Source organism: Burkholderia sp. Bp8998 (assembly GCF_003854235.1).
Lineage (GTDB): Bacteria > Pseudomonadota > Gammaproteobacteria > Burkholderiales > Burkholderiaceae > Burkholderia.
Genome location: NZ_QTQF01000038.1, coordinates 22,809 through 45,081, shown reverse-complemented (window position 1 = coordinate 45,081; position 22,273 = coordinate 22,809). Strand labels below are relative to the sequence as shown.

Below are 22,273 nucleotides of genomic sequence, written 5' to 3'. Positions count from 1 at the left end.
GGCGCATACCGGGACCGCTCCCCTTCCGGCGCCGGGCCCTTGTCACCGAACCCGCCCATGAAGTCAGGTCGTCACGCCGGCTCCGGCACCTCGATCGCCAGCAACGCCGAGCTGACCGACTTGCCATGCGCGTCGAGCGCGAGCGAACGCGTGACACCGCCGCCGAGCGCCTCGCGCAGCACGAAGTTGAACGCGGCAAGCGCCGGCAGCTCGTAGCGCACGACGTCGCCGTGCACGATGCCCGCGAGCCACGCCTTCACCGCCGGCGCATCGAGATGTGCGCGCAGGTGTTCATAGTGACGCTGATCGCGGCAGATGACCGACACGTTCAGCGTATTGCCCTTGTCGCCGGTGCGCGCATGCGCCAGTTCACGCAGTTGCATCAGGCCTCCACGAAAGAGAACGACGGCGTCACGGCCGCGCGCGGCATCAGCACCGACTGCACCGCGATCACCTCGCGCGTCGACTTGAACGCGCCGCCGCCGCCGGCCGGCCCGTTCGTATACAGCGTCTCGACTTCGTTGCCGATCCGCGCGGCCTCGGCGGCGCTCGCCGCACGGCCGGCCACCCGCACACGGACTTCGGCCGGCTCGCCGCACGCGGCAGGCGTCGCGTCGCCGTAAAGCGAATCGACACCGATCAGATCGAAGCGCAGTTCGGTCGCGGCCACGCCCGTCAGTGCGAGCCGCTCGCGGACGATCTCGAGCGCGAGCCGCGCACGCGCCAGCGCACCCGGCCCGCCATACGAGATCTGCCCTTCGCCGATATGGCCGTCGACGTACGCGACCGACACCTTCAGCGTCTCGGTGCACGCGCTCCCGCGCCCGCCCGTCACGCGCACGCGATCCGGTGCCTCCTCCACAATGGCGACGCGTGTGAAATCCGCGACGACGTCGGGCTGCAGGTAGCGCGCCGGATCGTGAATCTCGTACAGCAGCTGTTCCTTGCAGGTCGCCGCACTCACGCGACCGCCCGCGTGCGGCACCTTGGTAATCACGACCGAACCATCAGCCGCGACCTCGCCGATCGGGAATCCGAGCCGCGCGAGATTCGGCACGTCCTTGTAGCCGGGGTCGGCGAAATAGCCGCCCGTCACCTGCCCCGCGCATTCGAGCAGATGGCCGACGACCGTCGCCGCCCCAAGCGCGTCCCAGTCATCCATCCGCCAGCCGAACGCATGAATCAGCGGCGCGGCGAACAGCGACGGATCGGCGACGCGCCCGGTCAGCACGACGTCCGCGCCGGCCGCGAGCGCGTCGACGATCGGGGCGGCGCCGAGATACGCGTTCGCGGACACGATGCGGTCGCGATACGCGGCGACCTCATCGCCCGACTCCTCGAAGCGGAACGCACCGCGCAGCACGACGTCGAGCACGTCGTCGCCTTCGACCGCCGCGACCTTCAGCCCCGCGAGGCCGAGCGACCGCGCGATCTGCGCGGTGCGCCGCGCGGCCGCGCGCGGGTTCGCGGCGCCCATGTTCGACACGATCCGCACGCGCTTGCGGGCCGCCACCGGCAGCACGGCGTGCATCCGTGCATCGAGCAGCGGATCGTAGCCGAGCGACGGATCCTTGCGCCGTGCCTGCTGCGCGATCGCGATCGTGCGCTCGGCCAGGCATTCGAAGACGAGATAGTCGAGCTGCCCGTATTCGGCCAGTTCGACCGCGGGCTCGATCCGGTCGCCCGAGTAGCCGGCGCCCGCGCCGATGCGCACGCGCCGTTGGTGTGGTGGCTTTGCTGTCATGTCGGTACCGTCATCCGGCGCGCCACGCCGGGAAAAATCAGAAAACGCCCAGCACGACACACGCGATCGTCATCACGATCGAGGCGCCGAACAGCAGCGGGAACGTGAATTTCTGGTGCTCGGCCAGCTCGATGCCGCACAGGCCGACGACGAGGAACGTCGCGGGCGTCAGCGGGCTGACCGGAAACCCGGTCGTCATCTGGCCGAGCAGCGCGGCCTGCCCCACGTGCACGGCCGGCACGCCGAGCTGGCCGGCCACTTCCGCGATCACCGGCAGCACGCCGAAGTAGAACGAATCGGGATCGAACAGCATGCTGAGCGGCATCGACGCGAGGCCGAGCGCGACCGGAATGTGGCCGGCCATCGACGGCGGCACGAAGCCGACCGCCGCCTGCGCCATCGCCTTCAGCATCCCGCTGCCCTGCATGATCCCGGTGAACACGCCGGCCGCGAGCAGGATGCCGGCCATCATCAGCGCCGCGCGCGCATGCGCGTCGATGCGCTTCCTCTGCATGTCGACGTCCGGGTAGTTCACCATCAGCGCGACGCACAGCCCGACCATGAACATGATCGCGGGCGGGATCTTCTCGCCCATCACGACCATCGTGCCGAGCACGACGAGCGTCAGCACGAGATTGAACCAGAACAGGTGCGGCCTGCGCAGTGCCTGCTCGTCGGCCGTCAGCTCGCGCTTGGGCAGCGGAATCGACCCATCGTCGCGCGACAGGCCGAGCCGCTTTTCCTCGCGCCGCCCGAGCCAGTACGCGACGCCGAACACGAACACGAGCCCGATCGCCTGCACCGGAATCAGCGGATTGAACAGCGCCGACACCGGCAGGTGCAGCGACGCCGACGCGCGGATCATCGGCCCCGTCCAAGGCAGGAAGTTGATCCCCGCGGCCATCGACACCGCGGCGGCCAGCACGCGCCGGTCCATCTTCAGCCGGTCGTAGAGCGGCAGCACCGCGGGAATCGTCACGAGGAAGCAGACCGCGCCCGAGCCGTCGAGGTGGATCAGCAGCGCGAGCAGCGTCGTGCCCATCACGATCCGCGTGGGCCGCGTGCCGACCGCGCGCAGGATGCGGTCGATGATCGGGTCGAGCGTGCCGGCGTCGGTGATCGTCCCGAAATAGAGGATTGCGAACACGAACATCCCGACCACGGGCGCGAGGCCCTTCAGCCCGTCGATCACGAATTTGCTGGTATGCAGCCCGAAGCCGCCGATCAGCGATGCCGCGATCGGCACGATGATCAGCGCGACGAGCGGCGACATGCGCTTCGACAGAATCGCGGCCAGCAGCACGACGATCGTGCCCAGCCCGAGTAACGGCAGCATCCGTGTCTCCTACCTTGTCTTTTATTGGAGACGAGCGTAAGGTCGGCGCAGCGATAGCACAATTGAAATGATTTGATCGCAGCAATCACGAACCGTTATGGATCTGAACCTTCGCGACATTCGCGCGTTCGTCACCGTCGCGCATGCCGGCAACTTCACGCGCGCCGCCGCGCGGCTGCATCTGTCGCAGCCGGCACTGACCGTGCAGATCCGGCGGCTCGAGGACATCGTCGGCGCGCGGCTGTTCGACCGCAACAGCCGCAGCGTCGCGCTCACGCAGACCGGGCGTGAGCTGCTGCCGCTGCTGCAGCGCTCGCTCGACGACATGGAGCGCGTGCTGCGCGATGCGCGTGCGCTCGGCGAAGGCACGAGCGGCACGGTGCGGCTCGCGTGCCTGCCGACCTTCGCGTCGAGCCTGCTGCCGGAGCTGATCCAGTCGTTCCGGCGCGACGTGCCGCGCGCGGGCTTCGACATTCGCGACGGCGTCGCGAGCCTCGTCACCGCGCTGGTGCGCAACGAGGAAGCCGATCTCGGCCTGACCGGCGGCGATGCGTTCGACGCGTCGCTGGACGTGCTGTATGCAGGCGCCGACCGGCTCGTTGCCGTGTGCCCGAAAGATCATCCGCTCGCGCGCAAGCGGCGCGTGCGCACCGCGGACGTCGCCGCGGTGCCGCTCGTGCTGACCGCGCAGGGCACGAGCGTGCGCAGCGTCGTCGATGCCGCGCTGGAAACCGCCGGCTGCACGCCCGACATCGCGTGCGAACCGACCTACATGATGACGGCCGTCGCGATGGTCCGCGGCGGCCTCGGCGTGACGATCCTGCCGGCGACCGCGCGCGAGGTGCGCGCCGAGCCCGACCTCGTCGCGAAGCCGATCGACGACCCGGCATTCGTGCGGCCGATCGCGCTCGTCGCGAAGCGCGGGCGCACGCTGTCGCGCGTCGCGCAGGCGTTCGCCGACGTGATGCTGGCGGCATTGAAAAAGCGCGCGTGAACCGCGCGCCCGGAACGACGGCCGGCAACCGGCCGAATGCTTGATGCTTACTGCGGGTCCGGCTGGCCCGGATCGACCTGCAGCGATTCGCCGATCGCATAGAAGTTGCCGCCCGCGATGTAGTGCAGGCTGCGCAGCGCCGGATCGGCCGACTCGAAATACCAGTGGCCGTCGCGGAACACGCGCGTGTCGGACCACGCGCCGACCACCTCGCCGATAAACAGGTCGTAGGTCTGCTGGTTGTGCGGCTCGGGAATCAGCCTGCACGCGAGCCAGCCCGAGCAGCCGGCGACGAACGGCAGGTCGTGGCCTTCGACGTCGAACAGCGTGACACCCGCCTCGCGCAGCTTGTCCGGCCGGTCGGCAAGGCTGTGGCTGCCGACCGCATGCGTGAGCTGCAGTTGCGCGGCCGTCGGCACCTGGATCACGAACGTGCCGCTGCGCTCGACGAGCTCGCGCGTCTTCGCGGACTTGTCGAGCACGACCGTCAGCTTCGGCGGCAGGAAATCGAGCGCGCAAGCCCATGCGGCGGCCATCACGTTGTCGACGCCGTCGTGACGGGCCGACACGAGCACGGTCGGGCCGTGATTGAGGAGACGGTAGGCTTTCTTCAGCGCCACCGGAGCGATGTGACTGTCCATGCGGATTCCCTGTGAGCGGCACGACGCACGCCGGCCGAAGGCCGCATTCTCGCACTCCATGCCGATCGCCGCCGCATCGGGCGTCGCGCGCTCGTCGTCGCGCGACGCGCGCAATACCATACTCGGCCCGCATCACGCGATTCGATTCGTTAAATAATGAATTGATGAATCGAAGACGAACGCGCCGTCATCGCAACCCGGCCGAAATTCGCACGGAATTATCGCGATTCCGGCAATACGATAATCGCGCCGCCGCGAAATCCAAATCGATTGATACACAATTCTCAATAATGTGAATCTCTCAATGGACCTTGCCGCAGCATGCACCTGTCTGCTTTTGGTCACATCGGAGAATTCCGTTTTTGCCGTTCGTCGGCGCCTCTGTAGTCTCCTGCCATTCCGGTTCAGGAAAGCAAGCCAATCGCCAGGAGAAGACATGAAACGCACGACCCTCTCGCTGATTTCGCTCGCGTCGTTCGCGGCGATACCCACCGCGCATGCGCAGTCGAGCGTCACGCTGTATGGCGTGATCGACACGTCGATCACGTACGTGAATCACGCACAGGGCAAGGACAATGCGTGGATGCTCGGCAACAGCAGCGCAGGCAACCTTTCCGGCAGCCGCTGGGGCGTGAAAGGCACCGAGGATCTCGGCGGCGGCCTGAAGGCGCTGTTCCAGCTCGAGAACGGCTTCGACCCGAGCAGCGGCCGGCAGGGCCAGGGCGGCCGCCTGTTCGGCCGGCAGGCGTTCGTCGGGCTGACCAGCGACCGCTACGGCACGCTCACGTTCGGCCGCCAGTACGATCCGCTCGTCGACCTCGTGCAGGGCATCACCGCCGACAACTATCTCGGCAGCGTGTTCGCGACGCCCGGCGACGTCGACAACTACGACAACAGCTTCCGTGTCGACAACGCGGTGAAGTACACGTCGGCCGTGTATTCGGGCCTGCAGTTCGCGGCAATGTACTCGTTCGGCGGGATCGCCGGCAGCACCGGCGCCGCGCAGTCGTATTCGGCGGCCGTGTCGTACAACAACGGGCCGTTCAGCGTCGCGGGCGGCTACTTCCACGCGACCAACGGCCCCGCGTCGAACCGGCTGCGCAACGGCTGGACCAGCTCGTCGGACGGTACCTTCGACGGTCCGATCAACACCGGCTATGCGAGCGCGCATTCGATCGGCATCGCACGCATCGCGGGCCAGTACGTCGCCGGTCCATTCACGTTCGGCGTCGGCTACAGCAACGCGCAATATCGCCGCGATGCAAGCTCGGTGTTCATCTCGAACGAGCACTACAACACCGGGCAGGGTTTCGTGAACTACCAGGCGACCAACGCACTGCTCGTCGGCGTCGGCTACAGCTATACGCGCTCGGGCGGCGATACGTCGGCGACCTATCACCAGGTGTCGGCCGGCGCGGACTACACGCTGTCGAAGCGCACCGACGTGTACCTGACCGCCGCGTACCAGCACGCGAGCGGCCAGACGGGCGACGGCAACGGCGGGGCGATGGCCGCGCAGGCATCGATCGGTTCGTACGGCTATGCGGGCACGAGTGCGCAGACGATGGTCAACCTCGGCCTGCGGCACCGCTTCTGATCGGCCAGGGCCGGCTGCGCGCGGCATTGCGCGGCCGGTCGATCGATCGTGTCGGATGGCGAATCGAGGATTCACCGACACGGCGGCTACGGCCACCGTCGTCGTTTCTCCAGCCCGCGCACCGCACGGACGCATTCTTTATCCCCTTTCGCTGTGCCATTCATTGCCGCATTCCCGGCGCAACTGACGCACGGCGTCATTATCGCGACAGCGGCCGCCCGCCGGCATGCGCGCGAAAATCAGCCTTTTTTACCGATTCCATCCTGTCGCGCGTCGATACCGGCGCCGGGAAAAATACGCGACAAATGCGCCGGCAAATGCAAAGGAAAGTTTGACGCGCGCCATTTGAGTGCGCGCTATGGCACACTTCGCGTCTGCGTAATTTCCTTGCACCGGGCGGCCGGATTCCGCCCCATCCTGCCATGCCGCGTCATATTGCCCGTTCGATCAGCCACGCCATGCCGAAGCTCGCCGCGGCGATCGCACTGTGGTGCGCGCTGCACGGGTACGCGCGGGCCGACTGCCTCGACGACGCGGCCACGTTCCAGAAGGTGAGCGTGAGCCTGCTGCGCGGCATCGCGCAGGTCGAATCGGGGATGAATCCGAACGCCGTCAACACCAACACGAACGGCACCGTCGACATCGGACTGATGCAGATCAACAGCACCTGGCTGCCGACGCTCGCGCGCGAAGGCATCACGCGGGAAAGCCTGTTCGATGCGTGCACCAATGCATACGTCGGCGCATGGATCCTGTCGCAGAACATCCGCCAGCTCGGCGCCAACTGGAACGCGATCGGCGCGTACAACGCCGCGTCGCCCGACAAGCGCCTCGCGTATGCCCACAAGGTCTATGATGCAATCCGGACCCTGCCGGATTCGCCGGATACTCCCATGCCCATTCTTCCCCCCTCCTTCACGCCGCCGCAGCAGGTGCAGGCGTACAACCCGTTCGCGAGCCTGAGCGTGTCGGCACCGCCCGCCGCGCGTGCGCGCACGCTCGCACCGGCCGCCCCGCCGCCGCCGCAAGGCGGCCCTGCAGGCCCGGCCGGCACGTACAACTTCGGCTGGACCGTCACCGGCGCCGACCAGGCGAAGCCGACCCAGGTGTTCGACGACGGCGCGAGGATCTACGTGCAGTTCAGCGACATGAAACACGTGCCGGCGATCTTCACCGAGACGTCGTCGGGCCGCGTGCTGATGTCGTGGGAGCTGCAGTTCCCGTATGCCGTTCTGACGCGTCCCGCGCAAACGTTGATCTTCCAGCTCGGGCCGTTCGAGGCGCGCGCGCAGCGCGGCGCGGCCGGGATGACGGCGCAGGCAGGCGCCGGAGCGAGCGCGGCAGCGGCAGTGGGAATGTCGCGCTCGGGCGCGACCGCGACGGCTGCCGCGAGACCTGCCGCGAAACAGCCGGCCGCGAACGCGTCGGCGTCGGCCAAGCGCACGGCGTCCGCCGATGCGCTCTGGTACCTGAACACGCCATCGACGTCGGGATCCGCATCGACCGCGAGCACGGCAAATACGGCGAATACGGCGAATACCGCGCCCGTGTCGACCTCATCGAACGCGCCGGCCACCTGGCCCACCGCGGTCACGTCGAGCACCCCGCCGCCGGCCGCGCCGACGCCGGCACCCGCCACGGCGACGCCGGCCACGCGCACGAGCGCCGACGCGCTCTGGTACATCTCGAAGTAACGCTCACGCGAACGCCGGTTTCGCGTGCGCGATGCGGTGATCATCTCGTCGGGGTCGGCGCAAGTTCGGGCGCGATCATGTTGCTCATGCATGGCCGGTAATTCATGCAGTGCACGCCGAAATACGCGCGCCGACGGCGGGGCGTAGATCGTCCGGAATTCGCAACGCACATCAGGCCGGACCGCGGCCGGCGATCGCGCGAATTCCACGGCAACCGCCGCGATCACGCCTGGCGTGACGGTTCACACGGCCCGATCCTCATCGCACCGCCTCCCCGCCGGCCGCTTCGATCACCCGCGCCGCACCCAGATTACCTTCCCGTCTCGAATGCCGAGATCGCGGCGCTCCGCGCGGTAATCCATCGTGCCCGGCAACGACTTGCCGTCGCGCTCGAGCACGCGCCACAGGCAGCCGTCGAGCAGCGCGGCCGCATCGGCCTCGGTCTTGCCGATCAGCGCATCGTCCGGGGCGGCATCCGCGTTGCACGCCGCCACGGCGCCCGACGGCGGAGGACTCATTACCGCGCCGCCGGCGGTGGCGTTCGGCTGCTTCGTATTCATGTCCGCACATCCTGCAAAGGTTGCGCTCGCAACGAGTGCAACGATCATCGCGATCGTGTTCTTCATCGGTTTCTCCCTGACGCGGCCCGGCCGTCCATGCGACGCATGATGCGAGCTGCCGGACATTTTCGTGCATGATCGATTCCGCGCGGCGCGAGCCGCATCCCGGCGGATGCAGGCCGGCGAACGGCGGCACTGCGCGACGCGGCCAGGCCGCTTCGGCGTACCTGTGTCGCAGGCCCGGCGTCGCCCCGGACCCGCGTGCATGTTACCGCACGCGATCCGCAGCAACCGCGCCACCGGCGCCGGCATCCCGCATGCGCGATGCGGGTCGGCGCCTCGTTCAGAACTTGTACGTCGCGCCGGCCATTCCATAGTAGTTGCTGCGCGTCTGCACGATCGGGCTGTCGCCATAACGCCCGAGCAAGCGCGTGAAGCCGCCGGTCGTGCGTACCGACCAGTGCCGCGATACGTCCCAGTTCCACGCGAGCGACAGCGTCGCGCTGTCGACCCCGCCACTCGTCGAATACGGTCTGAACCCGCTCGCCAGCGACTGCGCGTCGGTCACACCGTAGAACGTCTGCATATAGCGTCCCGTGCCTGCGTGCACGCTGCCCGTCGCGACGAGCGTGTGCCGTCCGGTCTGGAACACGGGCACCGCGAGATCGACATGGCCGGACAAGCCGCGCGACGCATGCGTGACGGGCGCGTCGACCGCGATACCAAGTTCGCCGCCATCCAGCAGCTTCACGCCGGCGCGCAAGCCCACGAGCACCGATCCCGGAACCCGGCCCATACCCTTCAGGTGGTCCGATCCCGGCAGGCCGAAGCGGTTTTCGTCGGTCCGGCCCGCGTCGTAGCCCAGCGCGGCCGACACGAACGCACCGTTGGGCAGGTTCAGGCGATAGCCGGCGCCGGCGTTGGTATCGATGAAGAAGCCATTGCCGAACATCGCGGAAAACGACGGCCCGACGACCGCGCGATACTGGTTGCTCCCCTGGTAGCGCGGTGCGAAGCCGCCGCCGAGCGATATCGCGTACTGGTTTTCGGCGTGAGCCATGGTGGCGAGCGTGAGGCCGGCAAGCGGCATGCAATAGCGCAAGGAGCGGAGGGATGGACGCACGATATCTGGACGAGAGTGAAGGAGCCCGAAGTCTAGGTTCGGCCGTTCCGCGCGACTGTCCGGAATCTGCGGCAAATGTGTGCTCAATTGTGTTCGAATGTTCCCGATTGTCATGCGTTGCCCCGTGCCTTGGGAACGGCAGATAGAATTCGCGTGCCACGCGCCGCACCGCCTGCAAGGTGAGGAACGACGCGTGCATTTCGAGGAGACCCATGAACGACAATCCGCTCAAACATCGCGTGCTGCTGATCGAGGATGACGACCGCCTCGCGCGTCTCGTGCGCGAATACCTCGACGGCTACGAATTCGAGGTGACGGTCGTGCGCCGCGGCGATCTCGCGGTCGCCGCGGTACGCGAACACCGGCCTGCACTCGTGATACTCGACCTGATGCTGCCGCATCTCGACGGGATGGAAGTCTGCCGGCGCATGCGCGCGTTCACCAACGTTCCCGTGCTGATCCTGACCGCGCGCGCCGACGTCTACGACCAGATCGCCGGCCTCGAAATCGGCGCCGACGACTACGTGACGAAGCCGATCGAGCCGCGGGTGCTCGTGGCGCGGGCTCGCGCACTACTGCGTCGCGCGCAGCCGGCGGCATCGGCGCCGCACGCCGACACCCCGGCGCACGAGCTCGTGTTCGGCGAACTGGCGATTTCAGCGCCGAACCGCACGGTCACGTGGCGCGGCGAACTCGTCGACCTGAAAACCACCGAGTTCAATCTGCTGCTGATCCTCGCCCGCGCGGCCGGCACGGTGCTCAGTCGCGACGCGATCCTGAAGCAGCTGCGCGGGATCGAATTCGACGGAATCGACCGCTCGGTCGACTCGGGCATCTCGAAGCTGCGCCGACGCTTCGAAGACGCTTCGTCGGAGCCGCAACGGATCAAGACGATCTGGGGCCGCGGCTACCTGTTCAGCCCTTCTGCGTGGGATGACTGAATGCTGCGCTCGTTGATCAAGCTGTACCTCATCGTGATCCTGTGCTGTGCCGCGGCGATCATATTCATTCAATGGTCGTTCGACAGAATTTTCTACGAGCGCATCGCGCAGGCACAGCGCAACGCGCTGACCACTTACGCGTTCGTGCTGAACGACTACCTCGAACGTCATCCAGGTGGGAAGCGCTCCCTCGCGCTACGTGAACTCGCGCTGCACGGCAACGAGCGATTCGGTTTCGTGACGATGGCCTACGCCCGCGCCCGGCTAAGCGGCGCGCCGCTGCGCGATCTGGACGCCGGCCGGATCGCGATCAGTTATGACCGCAGGAATTACTACATGCCGCTCGCGGACGGCTCCGTCCTGCATGCCCGCCCGATCGCACCGGCCGACCTCGACATCCAGATCTACGCATACGGGATGACAGCACTCGCGGCACTCATCGCCGTCGCGCTGTGGATCTCGTACCACTGGCGCGACCTGCGCAAGCTGCAGGCCGCCGCCCACTCGTTCGGCGCGGGCAGACTGTCGACGCGCGTGAAGCTGTCCGGGCGGTCGAACATCTATGAGCTGTCGCAGCAATTCAACGACATGGCCGAGCGGATCGAAGCGTCGATCCAGCAGCAGCGCGAGATGATGCACGGCATCTCGCACGAGCTGAAAACGCCGCTCGCCCGCCTCGAATTCGGCCTCGCGCTGCTCGCCGACTCCGACGACAGCGTCCGGATGCGCGAACGCCGCGACGAACTGCGGCGCGACGTGCGCGAACTCGACGAACTCGTGACCGAGCTGCTGACGATCGGGCGGCTGGAACAAGGCGCAAGCGAACTCTCGCCAATGGACGTCGTCGTCGACGCGCTGATCGACAGCGTCGCCGGCAACGTCGCGAACGATGTCGCCGATCGCGGCCTCACGCTCGTCGTATCGACGACCGGTACGTCCGTGGCCCACGTCTGCGATCCGAAACTCGTCGCACGTGCGCTGCTTAACCTGATCCGCAACGCCGCGCGTTATGCGTCGCGCACGGTCCTGCTGTCCGCGACGCACGACGCGTCCGGTGCGCTGGTGCTGAGCGTCGACGATGACGGCCCCGGCATTCCGGCCGCCGACCGCGCGCGCGTGTTCGAGCCGTTCCAGCGGCTCGACTCGAGCCGCGACCGGCAGACCGGCGGGTTCGGCCTGGGGCTCGCGATCGTGCGCCGCGTCGCGCTCGTGCACGGCGGCAACGTGCGGCTCGAGGATTCGCCGCTCGGCGGTGCACGCTTCGTGATGACGCTGCCATCGCGCGCGTTGCCGGCGTTTCGGGACGATGCGCCAGCGTGCTGATGGATGATCGTCGCGACCGCGCGAGTACGACCACGACGCTCGTGCCGTCGTCATCGGCGAACTGGCGATGGTATTCGAAGTTCTCGAGGATCGTGACGACCGTGCGCAATGCGAGTAACAGCGCGGGCGCCGGTCCGTACGGCTTGAATGCCATCGGCGAGCGGAACACGGCGTCCGGATGGACGATCGTATGGAGCTCGCCGAAATCCTTGCGCGCGAGCATCGCGTGCCAGGCCTCGAGCGATTTCGCGACGGCGGGTTGCAGATTCGATAAAGGTTGCATGCTCGGCGACTCCGATAACGTCACGCAAAGAACGATCGACGATCGCGGACGGTGCCCGACCGGGCCGCCCCGCAGCGCCGTCGGAAAACCGCGCGATCATGCGTCCGGCAGGATCACGACCTTGCCCTTGACCTGCCGGTTCGCCATCCGCGCGATTGCGTCGGCCGCAGCCGACAGCGGCACGCGCTCGGTGATCGCAGGCCGAATCTTGCCAGCCGCGAACCACTGCGCGAGCTGGCGCATGTTCGCCGCGTGCTGCGCCGGATCGCGACGCACCGCGTCGCCCCAGAACACGCCGAGGATGTCGCGCTCCTTGAGCAGGGCGAGATTCAGCGCGATCTTCGGAATCTCGCCGGCGGCGAAACCGACCACGAGGAACCGGCCGCGCCATGCGGTCGCGCGCAGCGCCGCCTCGGTGTACGCACCGCCGACCGGATCGTAGACGACGTCCGCGCCACGTCCGCCGGTCAGTTCGTCGACGCGGCGCCGCAGGTCCTCGGTCGCATAGTCGATCGTGTCGTCTGCGCCGGCTTCGCGGCACAGCGCGAGTTTGTCCGCGCTCGACGCGGCCGCGATCACGCGCGCACCCAGCGCCTTCGCGATCTCGATCGCGGCCAGCCCGACGCCGCCGGCCGCGCCCAGCACCAGCAGCGTCTCGCCCTGCTGCAGGCGTGCGCGCTGCTGCAGCGCATGCAGCGACGTGCCGTAGGCCAGCACGAGTGCCGCGCCCTGCTCGAACGTCATCCCCGGCGGCAGCGCCGCGATCTGGTGCACGTCGGCCACGCAGTGCTGGGCGAAGCCGCCATGACCGGTGAACGCGACCACCTCGTCGCCCGGCCGCCAAGCGCTCACGCCGTCGCCCACCGCGTCGATCACGCCGGCGAATTCCGCGCCGGGCGAGAACGGCAGCGCCGGCTTCACCTGGTACAGCCCCTGGACGATCAGCGCATCGGGGAAATTGAGCGACGCCGCCTTGACGCGAATCCGCACCTGACCGGCGGCCGGTTCGGGAATCGCGACGTCGTCGATGCGCAAGCGGTCGATCGGGCCGAATGCGGTACACAACAGGGCTTTCATGTTCGTCTCTCCTCGCGCGGCCTGCCCGCGCATCGATACGTCAGCGGGACGCGCCCGCGCGACCGGCACGCGGCGCACGCGCACCGGCGCGCGTCGCGACACCGTCCATCATCCGTGCAACGTGACGCTCAGAACCACGCGTCGCGCATGTCGAGCGTCGTCGTATCGACGCTCGACAGCAGGTTTCGGGTCGGGGCCGCGCGCCGGCGCGCCCATTGGTGCCGATGCCGGCACCGGGTGATTGGGTCGGTGACTGCAAGTGCTGGCGGGAAATTTAGCACGGTCGTTCTAAAACAACAATGGCGGGTCGTCCCGATGAAGGATCGGGGCGATGGAGGGATGAGCAGGCCGGTCGGCGCCGGTACTTGACGCGCGGAGACAGCGGAGCCGGAGCGCGATGCCCGCGGCCCGCCCCGCTCACGCATTCGGCGGCGGGTTCGCGTCGTCGTCCGCCAGCGTGCCGAGCGGAACGAACATGTAGCCCTTCCCGCGCACGGTGCGGATATAGCGATAGTTGCCGACCGCCTGCTCGACCAGGTTGCGCAACCGGAAGATCAGCACGTCGAGCCCGCGCTCGGAGCGCCCGGCCACGGTCAGCCCCAGCAGCGCGAGGATCTCCGCGCGCGACAGGACGCGCATCGGCCGCGCGATGAACAGTTCGAGCAGCGCGAATTCACTGGCACGCAGCCCGAGGTCGTATCCCGCACGGGTGGCGCGCCGCGTGACGAAATTCACTTCGATATCGCCGAACGCATAGGTTTCGGCATGCCCCGGCCCGCGCGGCGGCCCGGACCGGTTCGGCACGTAGCGGCGCATCGCGCTGCGCACGCGTGCGACCAGTTCCATCGGCTCGAACGGCTCCACCACGTAGTCGTCCGCGCCGATCTCGAGCGCGACGACCTTGTCGACCACTTGCGCGTCGCGGCTGATCACGATCACCGGCATGTCGTGACCGGCGCGCCGCAGTGCACCGAGCGCCATGTAGATCGCCGTGGCCGGCCGTTCGACCCGCAGCACGATCAGGGTGGGCGGTGCCGCCGTCACGCGGGACAGCAGTTGCGATGCGTCGTCGAGCGCCGACGTATCGATCTGGCAGCCGCGCAGGAGCGCGCGGATCATGTCGCGCATGCGCGGATCGGGCTCTACGACGAGAACGTGGGTGGCCATGGAAAATCGTCCAGCACGACGGCCCGCACAGCACATCGCGACGTCACGACGCCCCGCCGTCCGACCGGACCGGTCGGGCACGGCGTGCACGAACCCGCGAGCGCGCGGCGTCGGTGACTACACATGCATGCAGCAATCGAGACTCGTCAGGAAATAACTCAGGCTCTTGCGGATCGACGTCTCGACGTCCCGCACGTCGCGCGCCGCGGGCGACTGGCCAAGCAGCGTCGCGACGATGTCGAGCGCTTCCCACGGATGCCGGTCGTCGTAGTCGGCATGCAGCCTGAGCCAGCGCATCGCGCGATGCCGCACGGCCGGATCGAACTGCTGTTCGTACGGCGATGCGCACAACAGCGCGCTCCACTCGCCCGTCACGCCTTCGATCGCATAGTTGGTCGCGGCGATGCTCGGCGCGAGCGCGCCGGTGCTGCCGCTCTTCCAGCACCAGTGGCTCAGCGAGAATCCGGCCAACGGCGCGTCGCCGCGCAGCAGCATGTCGATCGACACACCCGACTCGGCGGCCCAGTTGGCCCAGTGATCGACGTGATTCTGCTCGACGCGGATATTGCGGATCAGATAGCGCCGCGCCTTCTCGTCGCCGCGCGACCGATAGGCGGCGGTCTTCACCAGGTTCATCGCCATGTATTCCGGAAACTGGCTGACCACCGCCCAGCCGGTCACGAAGAATGCGCGCAGTTGTGACGCGCGCAGCGTCCCGCCGCCCATCGCCGCGAACACCGGATGCGCACGAACGCGCGCCTTCAGCTCGTCGGTCGCGCCGACCACGTCGCGCAGCCAGGCCGGATAGCTCGTCAGGTCCATCAGGTCGCCGGTCAGTTCAAATGGAGCACTCATGCGTTCGTTCCTCGCTTGTTCAATGGAATCCCCCTTCCTGCCAGGGCGCGGGGCGGCTGAAGTAATAGCCCTGGCAATAGTCGACGCCCAGCGCACGGAGCATCTCGGCCGTCGCCGTGTTCTCGACGTGCTCGGCGACGGTGCGGTACTGCATCACGTGCGCGATGTCGTTGATCGCGGACGCGATGCCGCGCTTGATGCTGTCGGACGTCATCGTCGACACGAGGCTGCCGTCGATCTTCAGATAGTCGACCGGCAACTGGCGCAGGTAGGAAAACGACGACATGCCGGCACCAAAGTCGTCGAGCGCGAAGCGGCAGCCGAGGTCGCGCAACTCGCACATGAAGCGCGACGCGACCTCCAGGTTGCGGACCGCGCTCGTCTCCGTGATCTCGAAACACAGCAGCGACGGGTCGAGCCCCGACGCCGACAGCTCGGCGATCACGAACTCCACGAAGCGCTCGTCGGTGATCGACATCGCCGACAGGTTCACGTTGTATTCGACGTACCGGCGCTGTTCGAGCCGCGCGAGGCGCCGGATCACGGTGCGCACGACCCAGCGGTCGATCATCGTCATGTGGCCGTAGCGCTCGGCGGCCGGCAGGAAGACCGGCGAGATCAGCTTGCCGTCGGCGTCCGGGATCCGCAGCAGGATCTCCGCGCGCTCCTGCACGCCGAGCGCGGGCTGGATCGGCACGATACGTTGCGCATACAACTGGAACGCATTCGTTTCGAGCGCCGTCTTCACGCGCCGGCTCCACTGCATGTGATACGCCTGGCGGCCCGAATGCATGTCGCGCGAATCCGCGACATGCACGCGGTTGCGGCCGCGATCCTTCGCGACGTAGCACGCGATGTCGGCCATCTGCATCGCCTTCTCGACGCTCTCGGGCCGGCACGCGAGATCCAGCACGCCGATGCTCACGCTGATCTTGAACGGCTCGCCTTCCCACAGGAACGTGAAGTCCTCGAGACTCGCGCGGATGCGCTCCGCCTTGCCGCCGTCCGGCGCGCCGTTGCGGCCGGCCGGCAGCAGGATGCCGAATTCGTCGCCGCCCAGCCGGCCGAACACGTCGTCGCCGTCGAGACAACCCGCGAACACCGCTGTAGCGTCGCGCAGCAGCGCGTCGCCGGCCGCGTGCCCGCACACGTCGTTGACTTCCTTGAAGCCGTCGAGGTCAAGCATCAGCAACATCCCGCCGCCGCGCTGCGTCAGCGCGTCGCCCAGGCGCCGCTCGAACGCCGTGCGGTTGACGAGGCCGGTCAGCGCATCGTGCGACGCCTGCCAGGTCAGCTTCTCGATCAGCTGGTATTCGCGCGTCATGTCGCGCAGGATCAGCACGTAGCCGACGCAGCTGCCCGCGGCATTGTCCATCCTCGACAGCGACGCACGGACCGACACCGCCGAGCCGCACACGCGAATCAGGTCGAGATCGCGGGTGAACGTGTGGTCGCTGCCGTTGACGAGCGACGCGAGCAGCTTGATCGACATGCCGGTCGACGTGTCGATCAGGTCCAGCACGTCGTTGATCGGCTTGCCGACGCACAGCCGCGACGGCGTGCCGAGCAGCTGCTCGGCCGCCGGATTGACGGTCTCGATGCCGCGCGTGAGGCCGATCGTGACGATCGCGTCGGCGACCGAGCGCAGCGCGGCTTCCGCGAACGCCTGGCTCCGGTCGAGCTCGGTCTGCATCGACACCTGCTGGCGTTGGGCGCGGCTCGCCCACCGCACCGACAGCAGGATGATCAGGAGCGAGGCCACGATGTACGACAGGAACAGCTGGATGACGGCCGAGCGGAATTCGGCGCTCAGCTCGTCGGAGAAGCGCTTCGGCAGCGGTTCGATGTGCGCGTTGAGGTCCCAGATCGCGCGGTTCAGGCGGCTCGTGCGGCGGACGTCGTCCGCATGCACGGACTCGCGCAGCGCGTTGGCGACCTCGCGCAGGTCGACCAGTTGCCGGTCCGCATCCTCCCAGTATTGCAACGCGGCATTCAGGCGCGCGAAGCTGCTCAGGATCGGGTAGAACCACACCACCGCCGCCGCATCGACGGGATTGATGCCCGCCTCGATCAGCGCCCGGCGCGCCACGCCGTGGTCCGGCGGCACGCTGGTCATCGCGCGGCGCGCGACGCCGAGGAAGGCGAGGGTCCGGTCGACCGCCAGGTAATCGTCGAACAGCTTTTCGTCGCCGGTCTGCCCATAGCGGCTCAGCAGGATGACCTCGTCCTTCTGCGCCTTCGACCAGCTGCTTTCGCCGCCGACGTACACGCGCAACGACATGATCACGATCAGGCTGACGGCGACGAACCCGGCCAGCGCGACGATCACGACGACGATCGGCAGGATGCCGAGCGCCGGACTCCATGGCCACACGTGAAACGAGCTGCGCTGACTCTGGAGTTTCGAAATGTTTTCCATACCTGAATGACTGCTTTTCTGATTCTTCTCGATGCCGCCTGCCTGGCGCGTCACCGCACTTCCTGCGTCAGGCATCTCTCCTTTCCCGGCGCGCGACGCGCCGCCGCGCATACAACCGCGGCACGACGCGGCCCCCGCAACTAAGTCGTGCGGACACGACGCGACAACTCGGCACCGGCATCCGTACCGACATCGGTCGCGAAAATGCGGCGCGTTTCGTCGCGGACGACCCGATGGCAATCGCAGCCCTGCCGTTCGAGACCGGCGAGATCCGTCAGCACGATGGCACCGCGATGCTGATGAATCAGGCCGAGCGCGTGGAGCTGCCGCGTGGTATCGGTGACGGTTTCGCGGCGCACGCCCAGCATCTGCCCCAGCATGCCGTGCGTGACCGGGATTTCGATGCTGCGCGAGCGCTCGTAGGCGATCAGCAGCCAGCGGCTCAGTTGATGCCGCATCACGTGATGGCGGCTGCAGAACATGACCTGCGACGCCTGGGACAACACGAGCTGCATCCGCACGAAGACCTGCCGCCGGATCGCCGCCGATGCATCACACGCGTCGGCGAAATGGCGCGCATACAGCCGATACGCGAACCCGCCGCGATAGACGACGACGCGGCGCTGCATCTCGCTGCCGATGACGTCGTCGCACACGATGCCTTCGCGGCCGATTTCCGTCACGCCGAGTGCCGTCTTGCCGCCTGCCGTGTATTGCAGGGAAATACCCGCCGTCACCGGAAAATAGACGGCCTCCAGATTCTCGCCGGCATCGCACAGCACCTGACCGGTCTTGAGATTCGAAAGCATCAAATGAGGCGCCAATTTCGAACGGTTAATTCCGTCGAGCGCAGACAGGAAATGACTGGCATCAAGTGCATGCGGCAACTCGATGACGTTGTTGGCCTGATGTATCACGGCGCACCTCGTACGTTGTATTCCTGCCCCTCGGCCACCGAACCTTCCTGCTGTTTTCACCGCACCGGCTTTTACGGTTTTCCGCCTTTTCATCGCGGTGACATTGAGCAAAAAGGTATCACGCAGCCAACCGTTCGCGACCCTCCGCTTTTGTTACATGAAGTAATTTGACAGTTTGGATCACCGCGCGAAGATGCTTGCAGCGTCAATCAGAAATCGGCAATTTAAACTCGGTCGATATAAATCGGATCGCTCGATTAATCATTGAAAATGACGGATGAATGTCAATACGCGACAATGCGATTTACATTGAAAATTAAAATCATTCTCGAATCGAAAAGAATGAGGGAAGTGTGGGCTATCTCACACTTCCCGGGCGGCAGGTGTGAGTGCCGTGATCGCGCGCACGCCCGGGGCGGGCGCTCGTGCGTCGATGCCGATGCAAATAAGATGCATGAATGGATTGCGCGCAATGGCCGGGGGCGCGAGCGAATGCACGCGCCGAGCCATGACTCGGCCCGGCGCGCAACACCGCATCACCCCGCTTTCGACTTCGCGAGCTGGTCCGCGACCGGCAGGCTGCGGATCCGCGTACCCGTCGCCGCGAAGATCGCGTTGGTCAGCGCCGGCGCGACCGGCGGCAGGCCCGGCTCACCCACGCCGCCGAGCGGCGTCGTGTAGTCGTCCGGCGCAACCAGGTGCACGCGGATTTCACGCGGCGCCTCGTTCATCCGGAGCACCTGGAAGCCGTTGAAATTGCTCTGCTCCGGGTGCCCGTCCTTGAACGTGATCTCGCCATGCAGCGCGATGCCGAGCCCCATCACCACCGCACCTTCGAGCTGCGAGCGCACACGCTCCGGGTTGACCTGCGGCCCACAGTCGATCGCAATGTCGACACGCGGCACCGCAAGCGCGCCGTCGGCACCGACCAGCACTTCGCACACGGCCGCCGTGTACGACACGAAGCTGCGATGCGCGGCGATCCCGAGCCCGTGCCCCTTCGGCAGCTTGCGCCCCCATCCGGCTTCGCGCGCGACCGTCTCGATTACCCGCCGCAGCCGGCCGGTATCGACCGGATACAACGCCGGATCCTCGCCGTAGTTCACGTTCTTCACCGCGATGTGCGGCTCGAAACGTCGCGCCGGCCCGATCAGGTCGAGCAGGAAATCCTTCGGGTCGCGGCCCGCCGCGTGCGCGAGCTCCGACACGAAGCTCTGAATCCCGAACGCGTGCGGAATGTTGTACACCGAACGGAACCAGCCGATCCGCGTGTGTGCTTCCGCGGCCGGATTCTCGATTCGAACATTCTGGACTGCGAATGGAAGATCCGCGATGCCGTGCGCGAGTTCGCCGGGCTGCTCGTGCACGACGCCGACCTTGAAGGTCGACTGGATCGACGGCGCGACCGTGCGATGCTGCCACGCGACGACCTTGCCCGCCGCGTCGAGGCCGCCTTCGAACGCTTCCAGCGACACCGCGTGGAAATAGTCGTGCGCGATGTCGTCCTCGCGCGTGAACGTCAGCTTGACGGGCGCGCCGACCGCCTTCGACAGCAGCGCGGCCTCCACCACGTAGTCGGGCTTCGACTTGCGGCCGAAGCCGCCGCCGAGCAGCGTCACGTTGGCCGTTACGCGCTCGGCCGGCAGTGCGAGCGCCTTCGCGATCTCGTCGCGCGTCGTCTGCGGCGCCTGGGTGCAGGTCCACACTTCGCAGCGTCCGTCGGACACGCGCGCGACGGCCGCCGGCGGCTCCATCGTCGCGTGCGCGAGATGCGGAATGTAGTACGTCGCGCGCACCCGCTTCGCGGCGCCCGCGAGCGCCGCGGCCGTATCGCCGTCGTTGCGGATCACGTCGCCCGGCTGCGCGGCCGCCGCTTCGAGCGTCTTGCGATAGGCGGCCGAGTCGTAGCCTGCGTGCGGCCCGCGCTTCCAGTCGATCTTCAGTTGCGCGCGCGCCTGGATGGCCGTCCATGTGTCGCGCGCGATCACGGCTACGCCGCCGAGCGGCTGGAACCCGGACGGCAGCGGTGTCGACGCGAGCTGCACGACCTTGACGACACCCGGCAGTTTCTCCGCCGCCGACGCGTCGAACGACGCGACCGTATCGCCATAGGCCGGCGGACGTGCGACGACCGCGTACAGCATGCCGTCCAGCCGCGTATCGATCCCGTAATGCGCGCGGCCGCCGACGATGTCGCGTCCGTCGATCAGCGCCGTTTTGCCCTTGCCGATATAGCGGAACTCGGCTGGCGCCTTCAACGGCACGCCTTTCGTATCGGGCACCGGCAGCGCGGCCGCCTTCGCGGCGAGTTCGCCGAAGCCGAGCTTGCGCCCGGTTTTCGTATCGACGACCTCGTGCACCGTCGCATTCACCTGACGCACGTCGACGCCCCACGTCGCCGCCGCGGCCTGCTCGAGCATCGTGCGCGCGGCCGCGCCTGCGTGGCGCAGCGCGGCGAAGCTCTGACGCAGGCTGCGCGAGCCGTCGGTGTTCTGGTTGCCGTAGCGCGGCTCGTCGCCGACCGCCTGCGCGACCTTCACGCGCGCCCAGTCCGCGCCCAGTTCGTCGGCGACCACGAGCGCGACGCTCGTGCGCACGCCCTGTCCCATCTCGGAGCGGATGCAGGTCACCGTGACCGTGCCGTCCGGCGCGATCGCGACGAACAGGTTCGGATCGTCGCGCAACCCGTGCGGCATGCCCGCACCGCCGTACTGCGGATTCGGACTGACCGGCGGCTGCACCGGCGCGGCCGCGCGTGCGAGCGACGGCACGCCGAACGCTAGCAGCAGCCCGCCGGACGCGAAGCCGAGCAGCCATGCACGGCGGCTTTCGTTGTGGACGGAGAGTGCCGGCGCGCTCATGCGGCACCTCCGCGGCGCACCGCCAGCCGGATCGCCGCGCGGATGCGCGTATAGGTGCCGCAGCGGCAGATGTTGCCGGACATCGCATCGTCGATGTCGGCGTCGCTCGGATGGGGATTCGTCTTCAACAGCGAGGCGGCCTGCATCATCTGACCGGACTGACAGTAGCCGCATTGCGCGACGTTCAGTTCCTGCCAGGCCTGCTGCAGCGGGTGGGTCAGGTGCGTCGACAACCCTTCGATCGTCGTCACGCGCTTGCCGGCGGCGACCGCGACGGGCGTGATGCACGCGCGGATCGCCACGCCGTCGAGATGCACGGTACACGCACCGCACAGCGCCATTCCGCAGCCGAACTTCGTGCCCGTGTGGCCGAGGACGTCGCGCAGATACCAGAGCAACGGCATGTCGGGATTGCCGTCGAAATGCTGTTCGCTACCGTTGACGGTCAGCGTGATCATCGTTCACCTCCTGTTGGCGGCGCCGCGTCGCGCGGGCGTCGTGTGGGGATTTGAACGGCGCTGGGCACATTCCGAACGACCAGGTTGGCCTGACGCCGTTTCGTTTCCGGATTGTGTCGCGGGACGACGCAATCGCTGTGATGCTGCCGCCTGGTTGCCTGTGCAACGATTCGGCGGGTGTCGGACGATTGCTCGTTCGCGTGGATCGCCGCACGTATTATCAGACGAATTGCGGTTTGTCGTCGGATCGGGGCGGGTTGGAAGATTCGGGGGGGCGGGGTAT

At 67.4% G+C, this 22,273-nt stretch carries 18 protein-coding genes and 1 pseudogene; 5 read left to right on the top strand and 14 right to left on the bottom strand.

From position 1 onward, the window contains the following. Positions 1 to 71 precede the first annotated feature (71 nt). Genes DIE06_RS29655 through DIE06_RS29645 form a run of 3 tightly spaced genes read right to left on the bottom strand, consistent with a single transcriptional unit; the run spans position 72 to position 3,080 of the window. Complete coding sequence (locus DIE06_RS29655; protein WP_124664456.1) at positions 72 to 383, bottom strand: hypothetical protein; 312 nt, start codon at positions 381 to 383, stop codon at positions 72 to 74. Then, on the bottom strand, positions 383 to 1,744 hold the full coding sequence (locus DIE06_RS29650) for an acyclic terpene utilization AtuA family protein (RefSeq protein WP_124664455.1): 1,362 nt from the start codon (positions 1,742 to 1,744) through the stop codon (positions 383 to 385). The genes DIE06_RS29655 and DIE06_RS29650 overlap by 1 nt, the downstream gene beginning before the upstream one ends. A 37-nt stretch (positions 1,745 to 1,781) precedes the next feature. Next, a complete protein-coding gene (locus DIE06_RS29645) occupies positions 1,782 to 3,080 on the bottom strand; it encodes a CitMHS family transporter (RefSeq protein ID WP_124664454.1) in 1,299 nt (432 codons plus the stop codon). 97 nt (positions 3,081 to 3,177) lie between these two features. Between DIE06_RS29645 and DIE06_RS29640 the strand changes: the two genes are divergently transcribed. Continuing rightward, the gene (locus DIE06_RS29640; protein ID WP_124664453.1) at positions 3,178 to 4,074 is read left to right on the top strand and encodes a LysR family transcriptional regulator; all 897 of its coding nucleotides are present in this window, start codon (positions 3,178 to 3,180) and stop codon (positions 4,072 to 4,074) included. 47 nt (positions 4,075 to 4,121) lie between these two features. Here the strand turns inward: DIE06_RS29640 and DIE06_RS29635 are convergent, their stop codons facing one another. Further along, on the bottom strand, positions 4,122 to 4,715 hold the full coding sequence (locus tag DIE06_RS29635; RefSeq protein WP_124664452.1) for a flavin reductase family protein: 594 nt from the start codon (positions 4,713 to 4,715) through the stop codon (positions 4,122 to 4,124). 436 nt (positions 4,716 to 5,151) lie between these two features. Between DIE06_RS29635 and DIE06_RS29630 the strand changes: the two genes are divergently transcribed. Together DIE06_RS29630 and DIE06_RS29625 are read left to right on the top strand one after the other, a co-directional pair. Continuing rightward, entirely contained in the window at positions 5,152 to 6,312 is a 1,161-nt protein-coding gene (locus DIE06_RS29630; RefSeq protein ID WP_124664451.1) for a porin, read from the top strand. 422 nt (positions 6,313 to 6,734) lie between these two features. Then, positions 6,735 to 8,006 (top strand): transglycosylase SLT domain-containing protein, encoded by a 1,272-nt coding sequence (locus DIE06_RS29625; protein ID WP_124664450.1) that lies wholly within the window; start codon positions 6,735 to 6,737, stop codon positions 8,004 to 8,006. A gap of 290 nt (positions 8,007 to 8,296) precedes the next feature. Here the strand turns inward: DIE06_RS29625 and DIE06_RS29620 are convergent, their stop codons facing one another. Then, positions 8,297 to 8,632: a hypothetical protein gene (locus DIE06_RS29620; protein WP_124664449.1), complete on the bottom strand. Its 336-nt coding sequence runs from the start codon at positions 8,630 to 8,632 to the stop codon at positions 8,297 to 8,299. A gap of 277 nt (positions 8,633 to 8,909) precedes the next feature. Beyond that, on the bottom strand, positions 8,910 to 9,656 hold the full coding sequence (locus DIE06_RS29615) for a MipA/OmpV family protein (RefSeq protein ID WP_124664477.1): 747 nt from the start codon (positions 9,654 to 9,656) through the stop codon (positions 8,910 to 8,912). A 245-nt stretch (positions 9,657 to 9,901) separates the two neighbouring features. Between DIE06_RS29615 and DIE06_RS29610 the strand changes: the two genes are divergently transcribed. Both DIE06_RS29610 and DIE06_RS29605 read left to right on the top strand, forming a co-directional pair. Then, positions 9,902 to 10,630, top strand: a complete 729-nt coding sequence (locus DIE06_RS29610) for a response regulator (RefSeq protein ID WP_124664448.1) — start codon at positions 9,902 to 9,904, stop codon at positions 10,628 to 10,630. Next, the gene (locus tag DIE06_RS29605; RefSeq protein ID WP_124664447.1) at positions 10,631 to 11,953 is read left to right on the top strand and encodes an ATP-binding protein; all 1,323 of its coding nucleotides are present in this window, start codon (positions 10,631 to 10,633) and stop codon (positions 11,951 to 11,953) included. A 28-nt stretch (positions 11,954 to 11,981) separates the two neighbouring features. Here the strand turns inward: DIE06_RS29605 and DIE06_RS39170 are convergent. From DIE06_RS39170 to DIE06_RS29565, 8 genes and pseudogenes are all read right to left on the bottom strand, one after another. Continuing rightward, positions 11,982 to 12,236 (bottom strand): annotated as a pseudogene (locus tag DIE06_RS39170) (nuclear transport factor 2 family protein); the annotation flags it as partial. Between the two features lie 96 nt (positions 12,237 to 12,332). Further along, a complete protein-coding gene (locus DIE06_RS29595; RefSeq protein ID WP_124664446.1) occupies positions 12,333 to 13,313 on the bottom strand; it encodes an NADPH:quinone oxidoreductase family protein in 981 nt (326 codons plus the stop codon). Between the two features lie 417 nt (positions 13,314 to 13,730). After that, positions 13,731 to 14,480 carry a winged helix-turn-helix domain-containing protein gene (locus DIE06_RS29590; RefSeq protein ID WP_124664445.1) on the bottom strand — a complete coding sequence of 250 codons (750 nt, stop codon included), beginning with the start codon at positions 14,478 to 14,480 and terminating at the stop codon, positions 13,731 to 13,733. A gap of 117 nt (positions 14,481 to 14,597) precedes the next feature. After that, the gene (locus tag DIE06_RS29585; RefSeq protein WP_124664444.1) at positions 14,598 to 15,335 is read right to left on the bottom strand and encodes a TenA family transcriptional regulator; all 738 of its coding nucleotides are present in this window, start codon (positions 15,333 to 15,335) and stop codon (positions 14,598 to 14,600) included. A 19-nt stretch (positions 15,336 to 15,354) separates the two neighbouring features. Then, entirely contained in the window at positions 15,355 to 17,754 is a 2,400-nt protein-coding gene (locus tag DIE06_RS29580; RefSeq protein ID WP_124664443.1) for a bifunctional diguanylate cyclase/phosphodiesterase, read from the bottom strand. A gap of 140 nt (positions 17,755 to 17,894) precedes the next feature. Beyond that, on the bottom strand, positions 17,895 to 18,671 hold the full coding sequence (locus DIE06_RS29575; RefSeq protein ID WP_124664476.1) for a Crp/Fnr family transcriptional regulator: 777 nt from the start codon (positions 18,669 to 18,671) through the stop codon (positions 17,895 to 17,897). Between the two features lie 536 nt (positions 18,672 to 19,207). After that, positions 19,208 to 21,532 (bottom strand): xanthine dehydrogenase family protein molybdopterin-binding subunit, encoded by a 2,325-nt coding sequence (locus DIE06_RS29570; protein WP_124664442.1) that lies wholly within the window; start codon positions 21,530 to 21,532, stop codon positions 19,208 to 19,210. Beyond that, positions 21,529 to 21,990, bottom strand: coding sequence for a (2Fe-2S)-binding protein (locus DIE06_RS29565; RefSeq protein WP_124664441.1), 462 nt, complete (start codon positions 21,988 to 21,990; stop codon positions 21,529 to 21,531). Before DIE06_RS29565 ends, DIE06_RS29570 begins: the two co-directional genes overlap by 4 nt. Positions 21,991 to 22,273 lie beyond the last annotated feature (283 nt).